We start from the raw sequence: 22,423 nt of genomic DNA on the forward strand, positions 1-22,423 counted from the left end.
AGCGGGCAGGACCGCCTGTGCCGGTTCCTGCCCGCGACGGTGCCCCGCGTGAGCGCGTTACAGCACGGCAATCTCGACCGAGGCCGGGACGACCTGTTCGCCGTTGGCCTTGGTGCCTTCGCGCAGGATCGGCAGCAGGTGCACGCTGACCGTGTCGTCCTTGAGGGCGCCTTGCTGGCCGAGTTTGCGCAGTGCCGGCGTCAGATCCACCAGGGCCGAGGGCGGGGCCTTGTGGTGTCCGCCCTTGCCGTGTTTCAGGAAGGCGATCTCGGTGACGAAGTGGGGGTCGGTATCGGGCGTGCTGGCGGTGAGGTTTTCCGCATTGACAAAGACCCGCACGCCTTCGATGTTCGGTGTGGCCTGCATGTCCTTGATCAGGGCGAACACTTCCGTGCGCCGCGTGCTGTCGGCGCTGGCGCTGAGTACGGACTGGCGCGTGGACCCGTGCATGCGCACCCGTTGCACCAGGGGCTTGGCGGGTGTGGCCGGCACGGTGTTGGTGGTCGGCAGCATGCTCAGGCCATCGGTGGTGCCGCGCATGCCTGCGCCGGTTGCAAAGAGCGAGAGCAGACGGTTGTTGCGCGAGGTCTCGGTCTGCGCGAAATCGGCCTTGGGGAGTCCCTCGTAGGTGTAGCCGAGCGCCTCGGTGTCCTGGACATCAATCACCTGCACGCTGTACGGCGTGCCATCCGGGCGCAGGTAGTTGTCCTTGAAGTTCATCTGCAACCAGAGCCGCTGCGTGTCGGCATCCATGCCGCTGGTATTGCTGCGGCCCAGGGCGTTCCAGTACGCCCAGATGCGATCGATGTTGGAATGGTGCATGAAAAAGATCGGATCGCGCGGCGAGCCGGCGGTGGGCATGAACGCGCCGATCCAGTTGTGAACCGTGTTGTGCGGAGTACGCTCGAGGATTCCCTGGGTACCGCCGCCGGCAACGACCCAGCTCATGTCCAGGTCGTCCTGTTCGGGGTTCTTGCTCGTGCCGAAGAGCTGGAAGTCGGTCTCGGCGTAGATGGCCTTCATCACGTCCGGGCCGACGATGCGGTCCGGCAGCGGCCAGTGCTGCGGATTGCTGAGCGTGCGGTCCTTCACGTACAGCGGATTGGGCTTGCCGTTGTAGGTCGGCTCGGTGAAGGCGGCCGGCAGGACGCGGTCGACGGTCCAGTCCCAGAAGGGCATGGCAAAGCCGTCATGGCCGGTGATGGCACGCACGGCGTTCTCGTACATCAGCACGTACTCGCGGTGCCAGGGCAGGAAATACCAGTCGCCGTGCGGGCAGTATTTGTAATCGCCGTCGTACTCGCCGTGCTGCAGCGAGTAGCCCAGCCAGCTGACCGGCTTGGTCTGGTCGTAGCCCTGCATGGTGCCGACGAAGCTGCGGTAGGCGTCCAGGTCCGGATCATCCAGCGCCATGCCGTGCAGGCTGCGCCGCACGCGCAAGGTACTTTTCACGAAGGCGGCCAGGCCATCCAGGCTGCCGCAGAAGGCGACGGCAACGCCGCTGGTGAGCATCGTCTTGAGCACGGTTCTGCGAGTTGCCATGACGTTTTCCCCGGGATCGAAAGAGTAAGGACGGACCGGACGCCGGTACCTGCCTGTGGCGGCAGGGCAATCGCGTCCACGCAAGGTAACGCGGGTGGATCCGCCGATGCGGCGGCAGCAGGACGCAGGCGGCGCGGGGCGTTGCCGGCCCGCCGGTTTACTTGTCGCATGCCCCGTTTCGTATCCAATCACAAAAGTGGATACGTGTATAGTTATCGATCGCCCGGTGCGGCGCTCCGGCCATCCCGGCCGGGGTGCCAGGGCCGGGCGCTGGCAAAGGCGGCACCCGCGGGCCGCCAGGGGTGATGGCCGCGGGGCGACGACGGGCGCGCCAACGACCGCCCTCGACGAATCCGGTCCGATACCGGCGCTCCATCTGGGCACAAACCGTGCATCCGGTCACCTATTGCGAACTGGTAGACTTGCCGCTTTAACCGCATTCGTCCGGAATTCCCCATGTCCCGACCCAATCCCGCGGCGGCGAAGACCATACCCGCCAATGCCGAGAACCGTTACGAAGTGACGCGTGCCGACCTGCCGTTGTCCTGTCCGATGCCCGGCATGAGCCTTTGGAACTCCCATCCGAAGGTCTATCTGCCGATCGAGGACGAGGGCGGCCATTCCGTGTGCCCTTACTGCGGCGCACAGTACGTTCTGAAGTCGTAGGGTCTCGTGGAGGGTCGTCGACTCACCGTCGTGCAGCTGGCGCCCGCCCTGGATACGGGAGGCGTCGAGCGTTCGGTGCTGGAAGTAGGGGCGGCCCTGGCGGCTGCCGGGCACCGGTCGGTGGTCATTTCCGGCGGCGGCCGCCTCGTGCCACGCCTGGTCGAGCAGGGCAGTGAGCACATCGTCCGGTCCATCGGGCAGAAGTCGTTGCTGAGCCTCCGCCACATCGGCGGGCTGCGGCGGCTGTTCAGCGAGATCCAGCCCGACATCGTCCACGCGCGCTCGCGCGTGCCGGCGTGGCTGGCCCATTTCGCACTCAAGGGCATGCCCTCGAGCATGCACTTCGTCACCACGGTGCATGGCCTGAACTCGCCCGGGCGCTATAGCGCCATCATGACGCGCGGCGAGCGTGTGATCGCGGTGTCGCACACCGTGCGCGACTACCTGATCCGGCACTACGAGATCGACCCGCTGCGCATCGTGGTCATCCCGCGAGGCATTGACCCGGAGGAGTTCCCCTACGGCCACCGGCCCGACGAGGAATGGCTCAACGGTTTCTACGCCCAGTACCCCCAGCTGGCGGGCGCACCGCTCCTGACGCTTCCGGGCCGCGGTACGCGGCTGAAGGGGCACAAGGACGCCATCGACCTGGTCGCTGCGCTGAAGAACCGCGGCATCGAGACCCGCCTGCTGCTGCTGGGCGTGGTCGAACCCAAGCGGGCCGCTTACGTGGCGGAGCTGCGTCGCCTGATCGAGGAACGCGGGCTGACCGATCGCGTGGTGCTGTCCGAGCCGCGCTCGGATGTGCGCGACGTCTACGCGGCCAGTGCGCTGGTGCTGCAGCTGTCGAACAAGCCCGAGGCCTTTGGCCGGACAGTCATCGAGGCATTGGCCCTGTGCCGTCCGGTGCTGGGCTACGCCCAGGGCGGCGTGGGCGAGTTGCTGAGCGAGTTGTATCCATCCGGCCGCGTTCCGTTTGATGATTTCGGGCGCCTGGTCGAACGCGCGGCAGAACTGCTGCGCCTGGCGCCGGCGATTCCACCGCTGCGCCGCTACCTGTTGGCGGACATGCAGAGGGCTACCTTGTCCCTCTACGACGCCCTCGTCACGGGCGATCACGCCGCGCTGCGATCCACCTACGCCATGAGCTGAGAAGATCTGAGCAAGGCCGCGCTGTGGCGCGGTGGGGCAGGGCAGGGCACGTTCGCGCCGGTGGAAATTCGATCCCGCGGCGTGTTCAGACCATTCCCCAGGGCGTTACCGCAAGTGAAGTCCGGCCATCGCGTATGATCGCCGGCTGCATGGAATCGATCTCACCGGCGGCCCGCCTGCGCGGCGTGCTGACCTCACCCCTGTTGCCGATCTGGGCACTGCCCGCGCTGCTGCCGTTCGGGCGCAGCGCCGAGGTGGTCATCGTGCTGTGCCTGATCGGCTGCCTGTTTCTGTTTGCGCGTCACCCGCGGGCGCTGGCGGAGCACCCCGGTGCGCGCCTGTTCGTTGCGCTGTGCGCCTGCTATGGCCTGGCCGCACTGGTTTCGGCGATCGACGCGGTTGCGCCGGGCAAGAGCTGGGGCACGGTGGCTTCGGCCCTGCGCTTCTTCCCCCTGGGCCTGTATGCCGCCTTCGCGATGCGGCGGGCGGCGACGGTACGGCCGGTCGAAACGGGCGTGGCGATCGTGGTGACGTTCTGGTTGGCCGATGCCTGGTTGCAGGCGATCACGGGCCATAGCCTGGGGGGCGCTGCGGAAGCGGAGCGCCTCTCCGGCGTGTTTGGTGCCGACAACCTCAAGTTCGGCCCCGTGCTGGCGACGCTCTCGCCCTTTGTTCTCCAGGCAGCGCGGCAGCGCTGGGGACGCCGGGGGTTGCTGCTGGCCATCGTGATCACGCTCGTGCCGGTACTGCTCTCGGGTTCGCGCGCGAGCTGGCTGGTGTTCGGGCTGGTGGGCACGGCTTTTCTGTGGCGCGAGACGGCCTCGCGTTGGCGCTTCTTCGCGTGGACCGGCGGGCTGGCCCTGTTCGCACTGGCGGCAGGCTTCGTGGGCTGGCGCACGTCAGAGGCCTTCGCGGCGCGCGTGGATCGCACCCTGCTGCTGTTCAGCGGCTCGACCGAGGCAGTGGACCGCGCGCTCGCCGGGCGGCTGCGGATCTGGCAGACAGCCGAGTCGATGATTGCCGCGCACCCGCTCAACGGCGTCGGCGTGCGTGGATTCCGCTATGCCTATGCGACCCACGCGCAGCCCGGCGATGCGTTCATCTATCCCGGAAGCCCCGGCGCCGCGCACGCGCACCACTGGGTGCTGGAAGTGCTGAGCGAAACCGGTGCGGCCGGGCTGGCGTTGTGGCTGCTCGCCCTCGCGCTGGCCTGGCGCGCCTGGCATCGGGCCGATGCCGCGGCGCGCGAGCGCGCGTTCACGCCGGCAGTGGCACTCGCGGCGATGCTGTTTCCGCTCAACACACACCTGGCGTTCTATTCCGCCTGGTGGGGCCTGCTGTTCTGGTGGCTGGTGGCGTTGTACTGCGCCGCCTTGTATGCGATGCCCGATACGACGAGGAACCGCGATGCGTGAACCCCTGAACGTCGTGGTCACCACGCTCAATAACGCGGCGACGCTGGAACAATGCCTGGCGAGCGTGGCCTGGGCAGACGACATCGTCCTGCTCGATTCCGGTTCGAGCGACGCGACACTGGCGATAGCGGCCAAATACGGCGCGCGCATTTTTACCGAACCCTTCAAGGGCTACTCGGCGCAGAAACAGAGCGCGATCGACAAGGCTGCACACCGCTGGGTACTGCTGCTGGATGCGGACGAAGCACTGGCTCCACCGGCGCGTGCGGCGATTGAAGCCGCGCTGGTCGATCCAAAGGTGGCGGGGTTCCGTCTGCCGCGTCGCGAACAGGTGTTCTGGACATTCAATCACCGCGGCGTCCGGCTCAATGCGCACCTGCGCCTGTTCGACCGGCAGCGCGTGCGCATGAATGCCATACCGGTGCATGCCGCGCCGGACACGCGTGAGCCGGTGGTGGTGCTGGCCGCCGCCGAGTTCGTGCATCACGGCGAGCCCGATATCCATACCAAAGTGAGCAAGATCAACGCGTATTCCACCGGCCTGGTGGCGCACAAGCGGCAGCGCCGCCAGCGCTTCCTGGCGCTGCGCCTGACGCTGTATCCGGCGTTCTTCTTCCTGCGCCAGTACATCGGCAAGCGCTGGTTCCTGGACGGCTGGGCCGGGTTCATCAACGCGGTCAGCAGCGCGTATTACGTGTTCCTCAAATACGCGAAGCTGTACGAGGCCACGCGGCAGCCGCCGACGCCGTAATGCTGCCGATGGCGTAGCTTCATTCGCCGGGCGGAGGTTCCGGTTTACGCAGCAGCTGCAGCGCCAGGCCGACCACGACCAGCGTGCCGCCCGCCAGAAGCGCCCAGAGCAGCCAGGATTTCCAGTCGACCGGCCTGGGTGGAGGCGCCGGCGTCACCAGGGCCTGCGAGCCGGCCAGCTGGCGCGCCGTCGCTGGGTACGCGGCCGAGGGCTGCCACTGGCCACCGCGGCGTGCGCGCAGTTCGTTCACCAGGGCCACGATGGGCGCATCCGCGCGGTGCGACTTCACGCTGCCGGCTGCAATGCTGAACGGGCCCGGGCCCTGTGCGAGGAACACGATGACCTCGGGGCGATACCCCAGGCGCAGCTGCGGCTGTCCGCCGCCGGGAACGGCGGCATCGACCCGCCAGTAGCGGTCGCGCGCTGCCGGATCGATAGCGCGTTGTGCCGAGCGCTCCACTGCACCGCCGGCGCTCACTTCGTAGCTCATCCATGGGCCGCCGCGGAAAGTCCAGGTGCCTTCCGTGCGATCCCGGCTGGACAGGCGCCACTCGAACACACTGTTGCCGGTGCCCGGCAGCAGGTCCACCCGCGCCGCCGGAATGCGGCCGGGAAGTTCGTACTCGAAATGCACTCCCTGGGCGTCTTCGACGCGGCGTCCGTCCACCGGCAACCAGCTCCATGTGGGCTCGACGGGCGTCGATTCGAAATCAGCGCTGATCCGGGTGAAGGTCACGGCCTCGTTGTCATTCAGCGGTGTCAGGCGCAGGTACGGGCCGTAGCGTCCGTGCAGCGGGATGAAGTCACGGACGACTTCGGCGCCATTGTTACTGATGCGCACCAGGCTTCCGCGCAGCGGGGTGGCGCGCCAGTGGTTCAGGTCAGCACTTTCCTCGATGACATAGGTGGCGGTCACCGGCACCTTCCGGCTGTCCCACTCGAAGCGCAGCGTGCCGATGGTGTCGTGTATCTGGCTGACATCCAGCAGCACGGCTCGGCTGGGCGGCTTGGGCGCGGTCGGGTCGAGAATCCGGACGTCCACGCGGCTCACGCGGCCGCTGTCGTCCCGCTCGGCATGCAGTTCCCAGGCACCGCCGCGGTTGTCCGCGCTGTCGGCGGCGGGCAGTGGAAACCAGCGCAGGTCCATCGACTGCGGGCCACTGTGCCGGGCCAGCGGCGCCTCGGGACCGAACAGCGCCGCTGGCACGGATTCGCCGTTGGCATTGAAGACTTCGATATCCGTCAGCGCGGGGTTCTGCACCGACGCATAGATGGCCTCGGTCAGCGTGACCCGGTATGCGCCGCCGTCATCGCGGCTCAAGGTCAACGGCCATTCGCGCGCATAGTCGGTGCGCTGGCCGGCATCGGCGGTGCTGCAGAAAACCAGCGCGGCAGCGAGTCCGGCGCGCAAGGTCCACGGTAAGGCGTTCATTGCTCGCCCCCTTCAGGCGTCATACGCGGCGGGTTGGGTGCAAACCAGCCCACGATCATCAACAGGCTGCCCACGGCCAGGACGCCAACGATGGCGGACAGGTCCGACAGGTGGCTGCGGTCGATCACCAGCAGCTTGGCGATGACCAGGCCCACCAGGCCGGCACCGCCCATCCACAGGGGCCGCGACCGCCGCCGCGCGCCGGTGACCATCGCCGTAAAGCCGGCCAGGCACCAGACCACCGACAGGCTGGCCTGCGCCAGCGCTGAACGCGCCATTTCTGCCGTCCAGGGCACGCCGCCGATGAAGTGCACGCAGCGCAGGGTGATGCTGGTGAGCAGGATGAAACCCAGGACGGCCGCGATCTGGGCGCGCGACTGCGGATCAAAAGCCGGTACATCGTCCGCGTGGCGGCGCGACCAGACCAGCAGGAAGAGCACCAGCGCGATCTGCGACAGCTCCAGCGGATTGACCACGGGGATGTAGGTGAGCGGCGTCGGCGCGCCCTCGGCAAGCAGGCCCGCCAGCCAGGCCATGGCCAGGACAACCAGGAGCGAGCCTGCCAGCGGCAGGCGGACGTCTTCCGCCGCTTCTCCGAACGGATAGCGTACCGGTGTGAACCGTGTCAGCACCGCAATAAAGGCAACTGCGACCGGCAGCAATGCGGCGAGCACCTGCCAGAGCGGCTGCAGCTGGAACCGCGTGTGGGTCAGGTAGGCCGCCTCCACGGCCAGCAGCACCACCCAGGTTGCGGTGTGCACGAAGTGGATCAGCGGACGCGCCGGCGCCCGGATCGTCTCGAAGTTCACCTGGGCGCGCAGGCTGACGACGAACCAGCCCAGCCAGGCGGCCAGTCCGACGCCGCCCAGGGGGCCATGATTGACGTGGTGTGTGGGCGCGATGAGCAGCGGTGCCACCAGCACACCGGCAATGGCGGGCCAGGTGCATTCCTGCCAAGCCAGGCGCCGGCGCAGCTCCGCCGCCAGCGTGACCGACAGGCCCAGGAACGCCAGCACCCAGTTGGGCCGCATGTCCGGTATGGCAAACCGGCCGATTTCGTTGGCACCCAGCACGACCCACCACAGGCCAGCCCAGGCGAAGAACAGGCGCGCACCGGCCTGTTCCCCCTCCACCGCGGCGAGCAGGCGGTAGGTGGTCAAGGCGGCGGCAAAGATCAGTGCAAGCGCGAGAAACTCGCCGTTGAAAATCGCCAGTTCCCCTTCGGCAACGCTGCCGCCCAGGCCGGAAACGATGACCGACACCGCTGCGGCCAGCTGCAGGCCGTAGCCGATGAAGCGCGGCAGGCGCCGGTCCTGGCGCAAACCGAGCCACACCAGGGCAACGCCTTCCACGGCCCAGGCGCAGGCCGTGGAGCGCGCGGACAAGGCCAGTGGCACCGCCAGCGTGGCGAAGCCCAGGGCCAGCAGGGCGTGGGTCTGGCCCAGCAAGGTCAGGCGCAGGCGCCGGTACGAGAACAGCGCCACGCCGATATGCACGAAGCCCAGCACCAGCGCCGACAGCGCCAGCAGCTGGCGGTCGCCGTCGAGCAATGCCACCTGCAGCGGAAAGCCCAGCAACGGCGTTCCGATCACCAGGCTGCCGTCGACGAAGCCACGGCGTTCCTCTGGCTGGCGCAGGGCGTAGAGCACCGGGATGATCAGGTAGAACGCGTAGAACAGGATCAGGAACGGCTCGGTACTGCCCAGCATTTCCGGACGGTATTTCAGCGTTCCCCAGGCCGTGCCGATGGCAAAGGTGAAGGCAAAACCCAGGAGATTCAGGACACGCCAGGGCTTGAACCAGGCGATGCCGAAGATCGCTGCGTTCAGCACGGCGTAGTAGGTGAACAGGGCGACGTGGTTGCCGCTGTCGCTGGAGGTCAGGATGGGCGCCAGGAAGCCGCCGACCAGGCCCAGGACGGCCAGCGCGATCGCATCCTGCAGGACCGCCAGCACACCGGCCGAGGCGACGAGCAATACCAGCAGCACAAAGGCGGCAGTCGGGGGTATCAGGCCATAGAGCTTGTAGGCGCCGAACACCACCAGCACCAGCATGCCGATCGCGCCGCCCTGCACGCTGAGCGCGAAGGCACGATGGCTCTCGCGCTTCTTCCACCCGAACAGCAGGCCCGCAATGGCCACGGCGGCGATGCCGGCCAGGCGGACCTCGATCGGCACCGTCAGCCAGCCCTGGTCCGCGGCGTATTTCATCAACGCGCCGACGCCGAGGAACAGCACCAGTACGCCGATCTTCACCGGCACATTGCCTTCGGTGAACCAGCGTTTTACCGCGTTGACCGTGCGCTCGATCGGATCCGGTCCGCGGTTTTCCACGACCACGCGCCGGGCGGCCCCGGCGGCGACCGAGGGACGCGCGGCTGGCCTCGGTGGCGCGGCGGGAGGAATGTCGGCACCGAGGTCGAACACGGCCCGTCCTGGTGGTGTCACCGGCGGTGGCTCGGCGATCTGTTCCAGACCAAAGGCTTCGATATCGATCGGTGCCTGGGCCGGTGGCGGCGGCACGGTGACGGCCGGTGTGGGCGCCGGTTCCGGAACAGCCGCCGCAGGCGGTGGCGCAGGTTCTGCAACGGGGCGCGCCGGGGACGCCTCGGGGCTCCGGCGGGCCACGGCGGCCGGTACCCCCTCCCTTTCGCGCTGGAGCGCCTGGGCGGTGGCGTGCTCCTGGTAAAGATCGTCCACCGACTTTTCCAGGGTGGTCAGGCGCTGCTGGAGGCTGACGAGGCGGCCAAAGAGCGTGCCGATCAGCGCACCGATCAGGGCCGCCAGCCAACCCAGGTCGTGGCGGAAAACCACCCCGCCCAGGAACGCACCGGCAAAAAAGCCGATCAAGCCGAGCAGCCAGCCCATGGTGTCTCCTTCCCCCGCGGCGTATGGATGCACTTTATCCTGACCGGGGACGGCCAGGGTTCGTTCCGGCCTCACGGAAGGTGAGAACACGCCGACAGAATGACTGACGGTCACTGCCGACACGCACCGCAACCCGGCCAGGCGCCGGCGTTGCCCCTGTCTGGCTGCCCCGTCGCGCGAGGGGCTCGCGGCCTAGTAGACCGCCGGCTCGCCGGGAGGTCGTGTCTTGAATCGCTTGTGCAGCCAGAAATACTGGTCGGGCGCCTCGCGCACCATGGCCTCGACGGCCTCGTTCACACGCGCCGTGTCGGCGATGACATCGCCACTCGGGAAGTCGGCGAGCGGCGCTTCCAGGCGCAGGAAATACTGCCCGTGGGTGTCGCGCCGGTGGAAAAAGGGGATCACCAGCGCGCCCGAAAGCCGCGCCAGGTGGTGGGTCGCCGTGATCGTCGCGGCCGGTATGCCGAAGAAGGGCACGAATACCGCGTCCTTGCCGCGCATGTCCTGGTCCGGTGCGTACCAGACCGTGCCGCCGGCCTTGAGATATTTCACCGTCGCGCGCAGTTCGTCCTTGGTGAACATCGCATCGGCATAGCGCAGGCGTGCGGCCAGCACCGCCTGGTCGAAAACCGGGTCGTCCATGGTGCGGTACATGCCGGCGATGCGGATTTGCCGCGACACCAGCCGCGCACACAGTTCCAGATGCGAGAAATGGCCGCCGACCAGCAGCACGCCGCGCCCCTGCGCGCGGGCCCGTTCGAGGTGTTCCAGCCCATCGATCTGGCAGGGGATGCGCGCGATGGCGTCGTCCGATCCGAACCAGGCCAGCGCGAACTCGACCAGCATGCGCCCGGCATCACGCAGGTTGGCGGCGAGCAGCGCACGGCGGTCGGCTTCGCTCCACCCGGGCAGGCACAGCGCCAGGTTCCGTTCTGCCACCCGGCGCCGCATCGACAGCAATGCCTTGGCAAGCGCGCCGAGCACGCGACCAAGCCGGTCCAATGCCGGCAGCGGCAGCCGGGCAACGCCGCGGACCAGCGCCAGCGCCAGGCGTGATGGCCAGTAGCGGGGCGATCGCAGGGAGGGGGATGTATCGGAAGGCGCGGGCATTGGACGCGGGAGTGTAGCGGCGCCGACGCCGTCTGGGCATGCTGGCGAACGCGTCGCGCGACGGTGCCAGGCTCTATACTGCGCCGCCCCCGCTGCCGCGTACGACGTGTTCCCGCGCTCTCTCTACACCCTGGTGATGTACCTGCTGACGCCGGTCATTCTGATGCGGCTGGCACGTCGTGGCCTGCATTACCGCAGCTATCTGGGCCGCTGGCGCGAGCGCTTCGGCTTTTTCCCGCGCCGCGTTTCCGGGAAAGCGTCTGGATCCACGCGGTATCCGTCGGCGAGGCCAACGCCGCGGTCCCCCTGATTGAAGCACTGATGCGGCGCCATCCGGATTGCCCCTTCGTGATCACCACGATCACGCCGACGGGGTCGGAACGGGTGCAGCACCTGTTCGGCGACCGGGTCTTTCATGTCTACCTGCCGTACGACCTGCCGGCCTCGGTGCGGCGGTTCCTGGACCGGGTAAAGCCTAAGCTCGGCGTGATCATGGAGACGGAGATCTGGCCCAATCTCTACCACGAATGTGCGCGACGGCGGATTCCGCTGGTTGTCGCCAACGCGCGGCTGTCGCAGAAGAGTCTGCGCGGATACGGCCCGGTGCGACCGCTCGCGCGGCTGGCGATCCGGTCCGCACGCCACGTGGCGGCGCAGTCGTCCGCCGACGCACAGCGCCTGCTGGAGCTGGGGGCTGATCCGCAGCGATTGTCCGTCCTCGGCAACATCAAGTTTGATATGGCGGTGCCGGAAGACCTGCCCGAGCGCGGTCGTGCCCTGCGTGCCGAGTGGGGTCTGCATCGACCTGTCTGGATCGCCGCGAGCACCCACGAAGGCGAAGAGGTCGCTGTGCTCAAAGCGCACGCGGGCGTGCTGCGGCGTTTTCCCGATGCGCTTCTGCTGATTGCCCCGCGTCACCCCGAGCGTTTCCGTCCGGTTGCCCAGGCATGCAAGAGCTTCGGGTTCGCCACGCGTTGCCGCACGGAAGATGCGAATGCGGATGCCTCGACCCAGTGCTTTGTGGTCGATACCCTGGGCGAATTGCTGCAGTTCTACGCCACCGCCGACGTCGCCTTTGTCGGCGGCAGTCTGGTGGAGATCGGTGGCCACAATGTGCTGGAGCCTGCCGCGCTGTCGGTGCCGGTGATCGTCGGGCCCAATACGTTCAATTTCGCCGAGATCACGGAAAACCTGCTCGAACAGGGCGGCGCGCGCCAGCTGCGCGATGCGGATGCGCTGGGTGCCGAGATCGTGCGCCTGCTGGCGGATGAGCGTTCGCGCCTGGCGATGGGGGATAACGCCCGCCAGGTGTTTGATCGCGAGCGCGGTGCGGTGGAGCGCAACCTGGCGGTGATCGAGCACGTGCTGGCCGAAGCCGGCTGAGGCGGCCGGTTTCAATAGCTCCATAAACAAAAAGCGGACAATGTCCGCTTTTTGTTTTTCTGCGTTGTCGTTGCACGCCTACTGGAGTAGTGCGTTCACTTCCTGCAGGTCCTTCGGCGAGATGCTGCCGGCCGACTGGCGCAGGCGCAGCTGGTTGAGCACGAAGTTGTGGCGGGCCTGCGAGTAGTCACGCTGCGCCTGGTAGAGCTGGCGCTGCGACAGCAGCACGTCGACGATGGTGCGCGTGCCGACCTCGAAGCCGGCCTGGGTGGCTTCCAGCGCGCTGTTGGCCGACACGACAGCCTGCTTGCGCGCTTCCACTTCGCTGATACCGGCAACCACGGCGCGGAAGTTCAGGCGCGTGTTGCGGATCAGTGCGCGCTTCTGCTGTTCGAGGGTGTCTTCGGCGAAATCCCGTTCGTACACAGACTGGCGCACGCGCGACTGCGTATAGCCGCCGGTGAAGATCGGCACGCTCAAGGTCAATGTGACAGCGCGGTCGGTATCCCTCGAATTGGCATGGAGGCTGCCAGATGCACCCGTGGCCGAGGAATCGGACCAATTGGGCGAACGCGAATAGGCGATGCTGCCCGACAGCGTCGGCAAATGGCCCGAGCGTGCGGTATTGATATTTGCCTTGGCGGCAGAAACGGCGTGTTCCTGGGCTTTGAGGGAAGGATTGTCCGCCAGCGCTCGGTCAACCCAGGCCTGCATGTCATTGGGCACCGGTTCCTGCAGCGGAAGATCTTCGCGCAGGCGCGACAGGTTGGCGGGCTCTTTGGCGGTCAGCTCGCGCAGGGCTTCGCGGGCATCATCGAGCGCATTCTGGGCATTGATTGTCGCGGCGCGGGCGGAGTCGTGCTGGGCCTTCGCTTCGTTGACGTCCGTAATTGCCGACAAACCCACTTCGAAGCGCTGCTGTGCCTGGTCGAGCTGGCGGCTGAGCGCTTTCTCCTCGGCCTGAGAGAACGCCAGCGAGTCTTCGGCAGTCAGCACATTGAAGTAGGCCGTGGCCACGCGGATCGACAATTCCTGCTCCGCCTGGGTATAGAGGGCGTCGCCGCGGTTGGCCTGTTCCTGCGCGGCCTTGCGGGCGGTCCACTTGCTCAGGTCGATGATGGACTGCTTCAGCTCTCCGCCGAGGGTGGTGCCCTTGGAATCGACATAGTCCGTGCCGAACTTGAACTCAGGCGGGTTTTCCCGCGGGTCGATGCCCGCCGAATACTTGTCGTGCGACCGGTCCGTGTAGGACAGGCTCGCGCCGATCTGCGGCAGCAACTGGGAGGTTGCCTGGGTCACGCCTTCGTGGGTGGCGAGACGCTGGGCTTCCGCGCCGGCCAGGACGGCGTCGTTCTGGCGCGCCTGGTCGTAGATCTGGATGAGGTCTTCGGCCGATGCGAGCGCGGGCACCAGCGCCAGGGCCAGTGACAGGGGCAACAGCTTGAATGGGTTTTGCTTGGTCATCGTCGCTTCCTGAGAAGAGCCGTCCTGCTTAAAGGCTCGAATTTCGTCAGCGGCGCCCGGCCGAAGTCGTCTTACAGCGTGAAGCGCTTCGGAGGTGCCGCGTTCGCCAGATACGCTAAATCGGTTTCAAAAATGCTTTCTTCTTTGTAGCTGTCGCCCTCGCGCGTCACCAGCACGGCGCGCTGGACAGGTGATTCGCCCACCACGGCGAACATCCGTCCGCCCGGCTTGAGCCAGCGTTTGAAGCGCTCGGGTAGGGTATGCACCGCGCCGGTCACGACGATGACGTCGAACTGAGTGTTCGCCGGCTGATAGCCATTCACCGCCTCGGCGACATCAATGCGCACATTGCCGATTCCCGCCTTCTGCAGGCGTTCGCGGGCGGTCTTGGCCAGGTCTTCATGCAGCTCGACGCTGACGACGTCCTTGGCCAGCTTGCCCAGGCACGCGGCCAGGAAACCCGAGCCGGTACCGATCTGCAGCACCTGTTCGTGGGGCTGGACCAGGATGGCCTGGAGGATGCGGCCTTCGATCACCGGCTTCATCGTGAACTGGCCGTGCCCGAGCGGCAGTTCCAGGTCCGCGAACGCGAGCTGGCGGTGCTCCGGCGCGACGAATTCCTCGCGCGGTACGCGGGTCAGCACGTCGAGAACACGTGCGTCGAGGACCTCCCACGGTCGCACCTGTTGCTCGACCATGTTGAACCTGGCCTTCTCAATGTTCAGGGACATGGTTTGCTCCGACGGAAAAAGGGGCGAAAGCATAGGCGCTGACGCCCCTGGCGGCAATTGAGCATCGCTTTTCCCCGGTTCCGCCCGTAGTGCCGGAAGTCATCGCAAGTATCTGACATTCCTCATCTTAAGCTGTCCGGCGGGGATTTCCGGACAGCACCGGACGTCCGCTGGCCGGCAGCCTGGCGCGGGCGTGCAGGACCCCGGCTGCGAGGCGAAGATCAACCCGTTCGATGCGTCCAAGGGCCTGCGGGTTGCGGGCGTGCGACTGCCAGGCCAGCCAGCGGGTCAGTCGCGCCTGTTCGATCCGGTCTATCGCGGCCAGCGTTCCGCGGGCGGCCAGGGCGAGGGACGGGTCGAACTGGCGCGCGTCCAGCAGTGCGGCGAATGCCCGCTGGGCCAGTTTGAAGGATTGGCTCAGTTGAAGTTCGGGAAACAGGTGCATGGATGGCTTCCTATGCGCTCACTGGTGGCAAGGCCACGGCAGGCCGACGGACCCGGAACCAGGCCGCATACAGTGCAGGCAAAAAGAGCAAGGTCAAGGCGGTTGCGACGAAAAGACCGCCCATGATCGCCACCGCCATCGGGCCGAAGAACGCGCTGCGCGAGAGCGGGATCATGGCAAGGATGGCAGCCAGCGCCGTCAGGACGATCGGCCGGAAGCGCCGCACCGTCGCATCGACGATGGCTTCCCAGGCTTCGTGGCCCTTGGCGATGTCCTGCTCGATCTGGTCGATCAGGATGACCGAGTTGCGCATGATCATGCCGGCCAGGGCGATCGTGCCCAGCATGGCCACGAAGCCGAACGGCACGTTGAACACCAGCAGGAAGAGCGTGACGCCGATCAATCCCAGCGGCGCGGTCAGGAACACCATGATCGTGCGGCTGAAGCTCTTGAGCTGCAGCATCAGCAGGGTAAGCACGACAAAGATGAAGAGCGGCACGCCGGCGTTGACGGACGCCTGGCCCTTGGCCGAGTCCTCCACCGTGCCGCCGGTCTCCAGCAGATAGCCCGCCGGCAATTTCGCGCGCAGGGTCTCCAGCTGGGGAAGGATCTGGCTGGTGATGGTCGGCGGCTGCAGGACCCCGTCGGTATCACCGCGGACGATGATGGTCGGCAGGCGGTTGCGGCGCCAGATGATGCCTTCTTCCATCGCATATTCCAGTTTTGCGATCTGGCTCAGGGGCACCGTTTTCCCGCTGGTCGTGGGAACGGCGAGGTTCTCCAGGAGCGACAGGCGTGCACGCTCTTCGGCCGGGCCACGCAGCGAGATCTGGATGAGCTCGTCCTTCTCGCGGTAATGCGAGATCGGCACGCCCGAGAGGGAGCTCTGCAGGAAGTTGGACAGGTCCTGCGATGACACGCCGAGCACGCGAGCGCGATCCTGGTCGATCTGCAGGCGGATCACCTTGCTGGGTTCGTCCCAGTCGAGGTTCACGTTACGCATGTGCGGATGCTTGCGTACGACCTCGGCGACCTGCCGTGCGTACTGGCGGACGGTGGCGATGTCTTCGCCGGAGACGCGGAACTGCACCGGGAAGCCCACGGGCGGGCCGTTTTCCAGGCGCAACACGCGGCCGCGCAATTCGGGGAAATCCGTTTCGAACAGGCGCAGCAGGGCAGTGCGCAGCTGTTCGCGCTCCTTCGGCCCCTTGGTCAGCAGCACGAACTGGGCGAAGCTGGCCTGGGGCAGCTGCTGGTCCAGCGGCAGGTAGAAGCGCGGCGAGCCGGTGCCGACATAGCTGACGTAGTTCTCCAGCTCCGGTCGCTTGGACAGCCAGTTTTCCAGTTTCTCCACTTGTTCGGCGGTGGCCTGGAGCGACGAGCCTTCGGTCAGCTTCATGTCGACCATCAGTTCCGGCCGGGTTGAATCGGGGAAGAACTGCTGCTGCACGAAGCCGAAGCCGACGATGGAGGCGACAAAGAGGCCGACCGTCGCGCCGATCACCAGCCAGCGACGGTGCACGCACCAGTCGACCAGCTCGCGGAAGCGGCGATAGAACACGCTCGCATAGGGATCGTCGTGATGGCCTGCGGGCTCGGCCTCCAGGCGCTGGCGCAGGCGGCGCGGCAGCAGCTTCACCAGGCCCAGGCGCCACGCGGCGATGCGGGCGGCGAAGGTGCCGGGCTCCGGATCCTTGCGGGCGCCGGCGTGCATGTCCGGCAGCAGCTTGTAACCCAGGTAGGGAATGAAGATGACCGCGGCGATCCAGGAAATCACCAGCGCGATCGTGACGACCTGGAAGATCGAGCGGGTGTACTCGCCGGTGCCGGACTGGGCCGTCGCGATGGGCAGGAACCCGGCAGCAGTGACCAGCGTGCCGGTCAGCATCGGAAAGGCCGTCGAGGTATAGGCGAAGGCGGCGGCCTTCACCCTGTCGTAGCCTTGTTCCATTTTTACGGCCATCATCTCCACGGCGATGATCGCGTCGTCGACGAGCAGGCCCAGTGCCAGTACCAGGGCGCCGAGCGAGATCTTGTGCAGGTCGATGCCGAAGTAGCTCATGGCGGCGAAGGTCATCGCCAGCACGAGCGGGATCGACAGAGCCACGACCAGTCCTGTACGGAAGCCCAGCGAGAAGAAGCTCACCAGCAGCACGATGATCACGGCTTCGCCGAGCGTGCGGACGAATTCGTCGACCGAGCGCTCCACGGCATGCGGCTGGTCCGCCACCCGCGCCAGGTCGAGGCCAACCGGCAGTGTTTCCTGAAGCTTGCGGGTGGTTTTGTCGAGGTCGCGCCCGAGGGCGATGATGTCGCCGCCCTTCTTCATCGACACCGCAATGCCGATCGCATCCTTGCCCATGAAACGCATGCGCGGCTGCGGCGGATCGCTGTAACCGCGGCGCACTTCGGCGACGTCGCCCAGGCGGAACAGCCGGTCGTTGGCGCGGATGGCGATCTCGCGGATCGCCTCGACCGAGTCGAAGGCGCCGGTGGTGCGCAGGTAGATGCGATCCGAACCGGTTTCGAAGCTGCCGGACGGCGTGATCGCGTTCTGTTGCTCCAGGGTGCGCTGGACCTGGTCGAAACCCACGCCCAGCGTCGCGAGCTTGGAGTTGGAGACTTCGATGAAGATCTTTTCGTCCTGCAGACCGATCAGATCCACCTTGGCGACGTTGTTGACGCGCAGCAGCGCCAGTTTCAGCCGGTCGGCGTAGTCCTTGAGCTGGGCGTAGGAATAGCCATCGCCGGTCAGCGCGTAGATGTTGCCGAAGGTGTCGCCGAACTCGTCATTGAAGAACGGTCCCATCGCGCCCGGCGGCAAGGTGTGGCGGATATCGCCGACCTTCTTGCGCACCTGGTACCACAGTTCCGGAATGTACCGGGAATCGAGTGAATCCTTGGCCACGACGATGATCTGTGATTCGCCGGGGCGCGCGTAGCTGCGCAGGAACTCCAGGTCGGGAAGCTCCTGCAGTTTCTTCTCGATTTTCTCGGTGATCTGTTCGTTGATCTCGGTGGCCGTTGCCCCGGGCCACTGGGTGTTGATCACCATTGCCTTGAAGGTGAATGGCGGATCTTCGGACTGGCCCAGCGAGCTGTAGGCGAAGACGCCGATGATCGCCAGCATCACGATGAAATAGCGCACCACGGATTGGTTGCGCAGCGCCCATTCGGAAAGATTGAATCGCGTCATTGTGGATTATGCTGAGAATGCCGACCGGGCGGCATTCTCCCTGATCTGGCCCGGGAAGGAAGACGCCAGGCCTTGCGCCGGGCGTCCGTACGAATCAAAGGAGCCCTGTCCGCTGCCAGGCTGCCGGAGGGAGGGGAGGGAGCAGCGGGCAGCGGACGGGCTTTGGAAAACGCTGGCGTCAGAGCGTTAGGGGCTTGTTCGCCTGGTCGACCGGATTGACCGCCTGGCCTTCGCGCAGCTTGTGCACGCCGGCGATGACGATCCAGTCCTTGGCCTCGACACCTGCCTGCAGCACCACGCCCTGTTCGCGGTAGGCCGCGACGGTGACCGGATTCAGATGCACCTGGCGGGTCGCCGGATCGAGCTTCCATACAGCCGGCTTGCCGTCCTTCTCGTACAGCGCGGAAAGCGGCACGGTATGCGCGTCGCCACCGGTGCTGTCGGCGAAATAGACCCGCGCCGTCTGGCCCAGCTTGACCGAGGCGGAGTCGCCGCCCAGGGCCACGCGGACGCGATAGGTGCGGGTCGTGGCGTCGGCGTCCGGGGCAATCTCGCGCAGGGTGCCGGTGAGGTACTTGCCGCTCTCGGCCCACAGCTCGATCGTGGCGGGTTGGTCCTTCTGGTAGTTTGCGATGCGGCCTTCCGGCACGCTGATCTCGACTTCACGCTCGCCGTTACGGGCGAGGGTGGCGATCGTCTGGCCCGGGCCGACGACCTGGCCGGCTTCGGCGGTGATGGTCGTGATGACGCCGTCCTGGTCTGCCTTGAGGGCGGTGTAGCCGGCCTGGTTCTGGGCGACGTTAAGGGCAGCGCGTGCCTCCGTGGCGCGGGCGGTTGCCGCCTTGAGGCGGTTGTCCACGGCATCGAACTGGGTTTCGCTGACAAAATTCTTGCCACGCAGGGCGTTGTACCGGTCGCGCTCGGCCTTGGCCATGGCCAGGTCCGCTTCGGCCGCCGCCACGCCGGCGCGGGCGCTGGAGGCTTGCAGGTTCAGATCCTGCGGATCCAGCTCGGCGATCAGGTCGCCCGCTTTCACATGTGCGCCGACGTCGACATAGCGACGCTTGATCTTGCCGCCGACGCGGAAGCCCAGTGCACTCTCATAACGGGCCTTTACGTCGCCGGAGTAGATCGTACCGGCCTGGGCGGCCGCGGTGTCAGGCTGGGCGACGATGGCGGGGCGGATCGGATCCTGGACTTCGGCGCGGGTGCTGCAGCCGGCGAGCCAGATCGTCGACGCAATCAGGGCGAATCCCATTCCGAAGCGAGTGAGCGGGGAACGCATTGGTACAATCCTTTCGTACAACGTACGGGGGAGGGAGGGTTTACCTAAACTGCCCGGTACAGTATCATTACTAAACTGAACTGTCTAGTATTCATTCGTCTATGTCATCTGTGTTGAAACAACCCGCCCCAGGGCGACCGAAAGACCTCGAAAAACGGGCCGCCATCCTGGACGCGGGCAAGCGCCTGTTTCCCCGTCAGGGTTTCGAGGGCACCAGCATGGATGCGATCGCCGCGGAAGCCGGCGTATCGAAACTCACCGTGTACAGCCACTTCACGGACAAGGAGACCCTGTTCCGCGAGGTGATCCAGGCCAAGTGCGAGGAGCAGCTGCCCCTGAGCCTGTTCCTGGCGGACCTGGACGGCCCGATCCGCGGCCAGCTGATGACCATCGCGCGCGCGTTCTTCACGCTGATCACCAGCGAGGACGCAATTTCCCTGCACCGCATGATGACGGCGCAGACCCAGCAGTCGATGAAGCTGGCGCAGATGTTCTGGGAGGCCGGTCCCAAGCGCCTGCAGGACTCCTTCGAGATGTTCCTGCGTGCCGAGATCGCAGCGGGACAGCTCGACATCCCTGATCCGCGCCGCGCCACCGGGCAGTTCTTCTGCCTGCTCAAGGGTGAACTGCACGCGCGGATGATGTTCGGCTGTTGCGATCCGATCTCTGACCTGGACGTCGGCGCGCACCTGGAAGCCACGGTCGACCTGTTCTTGCGCGCCTATTCCCCGCGTTGATTGGCGCCGGCCGCCCGCTTCATGGTTGAATGCGCGCCTGAAGCGGGGGTGCCCAGTACGGGCTGAGAGAGTCCCTTCGTACCTGTCCGGATAATGCCGGCGTAGGAAGCTTCCTCGAACGCCCCGCGCGTCCACGGTGCTGCCGCTTCGTCCCTTTTGCTGTCCGAGGACGATGCCGATGAACGCCGTACCCTCCGATCTGGTGCGCCAGACCCAGGAACTTTCCGACCAGGTGACCCGCCCGATTCCGGGGTCGCAGAAGATCCACGTCCAGGGCAGCCGTCCGGATCTGAAAGTGCCGATGCGCGAAGTCGCGCTGTCGGATACGCCGCTGGTCTTCGGCGCCGAGAAGAACGCGCCGGTCAGCGTGTATGACACTTCCGGTCCGTACACCGACGCGAACTACCGCGTGGACCTCACCCGGGGACTGCCGGCGCTGCGCGCCGCGTGGATCGCCGAGCGCGGTGACGTCGAGGCGCTGGCGCAGCTGTCCTCCGAATTTGGCCGCAAGCGTGAAAGCGACCCGCGCCTGGCCGCCGTGCGCTTTCCAAACCTGAGAAAGCCGCTGCGGGCGAAGGCCGGAATGAACGTCACCCAGATGCACTACGCCCGGCGCGGCATCATCACGCCGGAGATGGAGTACATCGCCATCCGCGAAAGCCAGCGCATCGAGGCGATCTGCGAAAAGCACCTGCTCGCGCAGCATCCGGGCGAGAGTTTCGGCGCCGCGTTACCGAATCGGATCACGCCGGAATTCGTGCGTGACGAAGTGGCCCGTGGCCGCGCGATCATTCCGAACAACATCAACCACCCGGAAAGCGAGCCGATGATCATCGGGCGCAATTTCCTGACCAAGATCAACGCCAACATCGGCAATTCGGCGGTGACCTCCTCCATTGCGGAAGAAGTGGAAAAAATGGTGTGGTCGATCCGCTGGGGCGGTGACACGGTGATGGATCTGTCCACCGGCAAGCACATCCACGAAACGCGTGAATGGATCCTGCGCAATTCGCCGGTTCCCATCGGAACGGTGCCGATCTACCAGGCACTGGAGAAGGTCGATGGCCGCGCCGAGGAACTGACCTGGGAAATCTTCCGCGACACCCTGATCGAGCAGGCTGAGCAGGGCGTGGACTATTTCACCATCCACGCCGGCGTGCGCCTGGCGCATATCCCGCTGACCGCGCGCCGCGTGACCGGTATCGTCAGCCGCGGCGGGTCGATCCTGGCCAAGTGGTGCCTGGCGCATCACAAGGAGAATTTCCTCTACACGCACTTCGAGGAAATCTGCGAAATCATGAAGGCCTACGACGTGGCCTTCTCGCTGGGCGACGGACTGCGCCCCGGCTCGATCGCCGACGCCAACGATGCCGCGCAGTTCGCCGAACTCGACACCCTGGGCGAGCTCACCCAGATCGCCTGGAAACACGATGTGCAGACCATGATCGAAGGCCCCGGCCACGTGCCGATGCAGCTGATCAAGGAGAACATGGAGCGCCAGCTCCGCGTCTGCCACGAAGCACCGTTCTACACCCTCGGCCCGCTCACCACCGATATCGCGCCCGGCTACGACCACATCACCAGCGCCATCGGCGCCGCGATGATCGGCTGGTTCGGCACGGCCATGCTCTGCTACGTGACGCCGAAGGAACACCTCGGGCTGCCCAACAAACAGGACGTACGCGACGGCATCATTGCCTACAAGATTGCGGCGCACGCGGCTGACCTGGCCAAGGGCCACCCTGGCGCGCAGGCGCGGGATAACGCGTTGTCGAAGGCGCGCTTTGAATTCCGCTGGCAGGACCAGTTCAACCTGGGCCTGGATCCGGAAAAGGCGCAGGAATTCCACGATGAAACGCTGCCCAAGGACGCGCACAAGGTCGCGCATTTCTGCTCGATGTGCGGTCCGCATTTCTGCTCCATGAAGATCACCCAGGACGTCCGCGACTACGCCGCCGAAAAGGGCGTGACGGACCAGGCGGCGCTGGATGAAGGCATGAAGGAGAAGGCGGAAGAATTCCGTCGCGCGGGCAGCGAGATCTATCGCAACGCCTAGTGGCCGATGGCGCGCGGCAATTCCTGCCGCGCGCCACGTGACGCTCAGTCGATCCAGGGCATTGCCGGCATTCACCCTCATCTGTCTGGCGCTCGGCTGTGCCGATGTCGGTGGTGCCCACATGGCGTGGGAGACGACGTTGATCCCAGTCGTGGTTGTTGTCGTCCGGCCGCCCGGCATTGACCAGGGGG

At 66.3% G+C, this 22,423-nt stretch carries 17 protein-coding genes and 1 riboswitch; of the genes, 8 read left to right on the plus strand and 9 right to left on the minus strand.

Annotated features, from left to right (window positions below):
- Positions 1–57: 57 nt before the first annotated feature.
- Positions 58–1,542: a tyrosinase family protein gene (locus N4264_RS04990; protein WP_261695972.1), complete on the minus strand. Its 1,485-nt coding sequence runs from the start codon at positions 1,540–1,542 to the stop codon at positions 58–60.
- Between the two features lie 456 nt (positions 1,543–1,998).
- On the opposite strand from N4264_RS04990, the gene N4264_RS04995 reads away from it, so the two are divergent.
- The 4 genes from N4264_RS04995 to N4264_RS05010 all read left to right on the plus strand — a co-directional run bounded on the left by N4264_RS04995 (position 1,999) and on the right by N4264_RS05010 (position 5,526).
- Complete coding sequence (locus N4264_RS04995; RefSeq protein ID WP_261695973.1) at positions 1,999–2,208, plus strand: zinc-finger domain-containing protein; 210 nt, start codon at positions 1,999–2,001, stop codon at positions 2,206–2,208.
- Between the two features lie 6 nt (positions 2,209–2,214).
- Positions 2,215–3,360 carry a glycosyltransferase gene (locus N4264_RS05000; RefSeq protein WP_261695974.1) on the plus strand — a complete coding sequence of 382 codons (1,146 nt, stop codon included), beginning with the start codon at positions 2,215–2,217 and terminating at the stop codon, positions 3,358–3,360.
- A gap of 149 nt (positions 3,361–3,509) precedes the next feature.
- Positions 3,510–4,775: an O-antigen ligase family protein gene (locus tag N4264_RS05005; protein WP_261695975.1), complete on the plus strand. Its 1,266-nt coding sequence runs from the start codon at positions 3,510–3,512 to the stop codon at positions 4,773–4,775.
- Positions 4,768–5,526, plus strand: a complete 759-nt coding sequence (locus N4264_RS05010; RefSeq protein WP_261695976.1) for a glycosyltransferase family 2 protein — start codon at positions 4,768–4,770, stop codon at positions 5,524–5,526. The genes N4264_RS05005 and N4264_RS05010 overlap by 8 nt, the downstream gene beginning before the upstream one ends.
- 19 nt (positions 5,527–5,545) lie before the next feature.
- On the opposite strand, the gene N4264_RS05015 is transcribed toward N4264_RS05010, so the two are convergent.
- From N4264_RS05015 to lpxL, 3 genes are all read right to left on the minus strand, one after another.
- Complete coding sequence (locus N4264_RS05015; RefSeq protein WP_261695977.1) at positions 5,546–6,958, minus strand: DUF3999 domain-containing protein; 1,413 nt, start codon at positions 6,956–6,958, stop codon at positions 5,546–5,548.
- On the minus strand, positions 6,955–9,825 hold the full coding sequence (locus tag N4264_RS05020) for a DUF2339 domain-containing protein (RefSeq protein ID WP_261695978.1): 2,871 nt from the start codon (positions 9,823–9,825) through the stop codon (positions 6,955–6,957). The genes N4264_RS05015 and N4264_RS05020 overlap by 4 nt, the downstream gene beginning before the upstream one ends.
- Positions 9,826–10,017: 192 nt before the next feature.
- Entirely contained in the window at positions 10,018–10,935 is a 918-nt protein-coding gene (lpxL, locus tag N4264_RS05025) for an LpxL/LpxP family Kdo(2)-lipid IV(A) lauroyl/palmitoleoyl acyltransferase (protein ID WP_261695979.1), read from the minus strand.
- Between the two features lie 106 nt (positions 10,936–11,041).
- On the opposite strand from lpxL, the gene N4264_RS25685 reads away from it, so the two are divergent.
- Both N4264_RS25685 and waaA read left to right on the plus strand, forming a co-directional pair.
- Positions 11,042–11,245, plus strand: a complete 204-nt coding sequence (locus N4264_RS25685; protein WP_343232014.1) for a hypothetical protein — start codon at positions 11,042–11,044, stop codon at positions 11,243–11,245.
- On the plus strand, positions 11,245–12,318 hold the full coding sequence (gene waaA, locus N4264_RS05030) for a lipid IV(A) 3-deoxy-D-manno-octulosonic acid transferase (RefSeq protein ID WP_343232002.1): 1,074 nt from the start codon (positions 11,245–11,247) through the stop codon (positions 12,316–12,318). Before N4264_RS25685 ends, waaA begins: the two co-directional genes overlap by 1 nt.
- Positions 12,319–12,396: 78 nt before the next feature.
- Here the strand turns inward: waaA and N4264_RS05035 are convergent, their stop codons facing one another.
- From N4264_RS05035 to N4264_RS05055, 5 genes are all read right to left on the minus strand, one after another.
- Positions 12,397–13,782 (minus strand): TolC family outer membrane protein, encoded by a 1,386-nt coding sequence (locus N4264_RS05035; protein ID WP_261695980.1) that lies wholly within the window; start codon positions 13,780–13,782, stop codon positions 12,397–12,399.
- Between the two features lie 71 nt (positions 13,783–13,853).
- The gene (locus tag N4264_RS05040) at positions 13,854–14,513 is read right to left on the minus strand and encodes a protein-L-isoaspartate O-methyltransferase family protein (protein ID WP_261695981.1); all 660 of its coding nucleotides are present in this window, start codon (positions 14,511–14,513) and stop codon (positions 13,854–13,856) included.
- Positions 14,514–14,640: 127 nt separating this feature from the next.
- A complete protein-coding gene (locus N4264_RS05045; protein ID WP_261695982.1) occupies positions 14,641–14,958 on the minus strand; it encodes a hypothetical protein in 318 nt (105 codons plus the stop codon).
- Between the two features lie 10 nt (positions 14,959–14,968).
- On the minus strand, positions 14,969–18,154 hold the full coding sequence (locus tag N4264_RS05050) for an efflux RND transporter permease subunit (RefSeq protein ID WP_261695983.1): 3,186 nt from the start codon (positions 18,152–18,154) through the stop codon (positions 14,969–14,971).
- A gap of 178 nt (positions 18,155–18,332) precedes the next feature.
- Positions 18,333–19,439, minus strand: a complete 1,107-nt coding sequence (locus N4264_RS05055; protein WP_261695984.1) for an efflux RND transporter periplasmic adaptor subunit — start codon at positions 19,437–19,439, stop codon at positions 18,333–18,335.
- Between the two features lie 101 nt (positions 19,440–19,540).
- On the opposite strand from N4264_RS05055, the gene N4264_RS05060 reads away from it, so the two are divergent.
- Both N4264_RS05060 and thiC read left to right on the plus strand, forming a co-directional pair.
- Positions 19,541–20,176: a TetR/AcrR family transcriptional regulator gene (locus N4264_RS05060; RefSeq protein ID WP_261695985.1), complete on the plus strand. Its 636-nt coding sequence runs from the start codon at positions 19,541–19,543 to the stop codon at positions 20,174–20,176.
- A gap of 34 nt (positions 20,177–20,210) precedes the next feature.
- Positions 20,211–20,301: riboswitch (TPP riboswitch) on the plus strand.
- A gap of 53 nt (positions 20,302–20,354) precedes the next feature.
- Positions 20,355–22,232 carry a phosphomethylpyrimidine synthase ThiC gene (gene thiC / locus N4264_RS05065; protein WP_261695986.1) on the plus strand — a complete coding sequence of 626 codons (1,878 nt, stop codon included), beginning with the start codon at positions 20,355–20,357 and terminating at the stop codon, positions 22,230–22,232.
- Positions 22,233–22,423: the final 191 nt, after the last annotated feature.

The sequence above is a fragment of the Tahibacter amnicola genome (genome assembly GCF_025398735.1).
In the GTDB taxonomy this organism is placed as follows: Bacteria; Pseudomonadota; Gammaproteobacteria; order Xanthomonadales; family Rhodanobacteraceae; genus Tahibacter; species Tahibacter amnicola.

Bases quoted from the DNA above. Each gene is read 5' to 3' on its own strand.
- N4264_RS04990 (WP_261695972.1), bottom strand. From the start codon at position 1,542: ATGGCAACTCGCAGAACCGTGCTCAAGACGATGCTCACCAGCGGCGTT.
- N4264_RS04995 (WP_261695973.1), top strand. From the start codon at position 1,999: ATGTCCCGACCCAATCCCGCGGCGGCGAAGACCATACCCGCCAATGCC.
- N4264_RS05005 (WP_261695975.1), top strand. From the start codon at position 3,510: ATGGAATCGATCTCACCGGCGGCCCGCCTGCGCGGCGTGCTGACCTCA.
- N4264_RS05010 (WP_261695976.1), top strand. From the start codon at position 4,768: ATGCGTGAACCCCTGAACGTCGTGGTCACCACGCTCAATAACGCGGCG.
- N4264_RS05015 (WP_261695977.1), bottom strand. From the start codon at position 6,958: ATGAACGCCTTACCGTGGACCTTGCGCGCCGGACTCGCTGCCGCGCTG.
- N4264_RS05020 (WP_261695978.1), bottom strand. From the start codon at position 9,825: ATGGGCTGGCTGCTCGGCTTGATCGGCTTTTTTGCCGGTGCGTTCCTG.
- lpxL (WP_261695979.1), bottom strand. From the start codon at position 10,935: ATGCCCGCGCCTTCCGATACATCCCCCTCCCTGCGATCGCCCCGCTAC.
- N4264_RS05035 (WP_261695980.1), bottom strand. From the start codon at position 13,782: ATGACCAAGCAAAACCCATTCAAGCTGTTGCCCCTGTCACTGGCCCTG.
- N4264_RS05040 (WP_261695981.1), bottom strand. From the start codon at position 14,513: ATGTCCCTGAACATTGAGAAGGCCAGGTTCAACATGGTCGAGCAACAG.
- N4264_RS05045 (WP_261695982.1), bottom strand. From the start codon at position 14,958: ATGCACCTGTTTCCCGAACTTCAACTGAGCCAATCCTTCAAACTGGCC.
- N4264_RS05050 (WP_261695983.1), bottom strand. From the start codon at position 18,154: ATGACGCGATTCAATCTTTCCGAATGGGCGCTGCGCAACCAATCCGTG.
- N4264_RS05055 (WP_261695984.1), bottom strand. From the start codon at position 19,439: ATGCGTTCCCCGCTCACTCGCTTCGGAATGGGATTCGCCCTGATTGCG.
- N4264_RS05060 (WP_261695985.1), top strand. From the start codon at position 19,541: ATGTCATCTGTGTTGAAACAACCCGCCCCAGGGCGACCGAAAGACCTC.
- thiC (WP_261695986.1), top strand. From the start codon at position 20,355: ATGAACGCCGTACCCTCCGATCTGGTGCGCCAGACCCAGGAACTTTCC.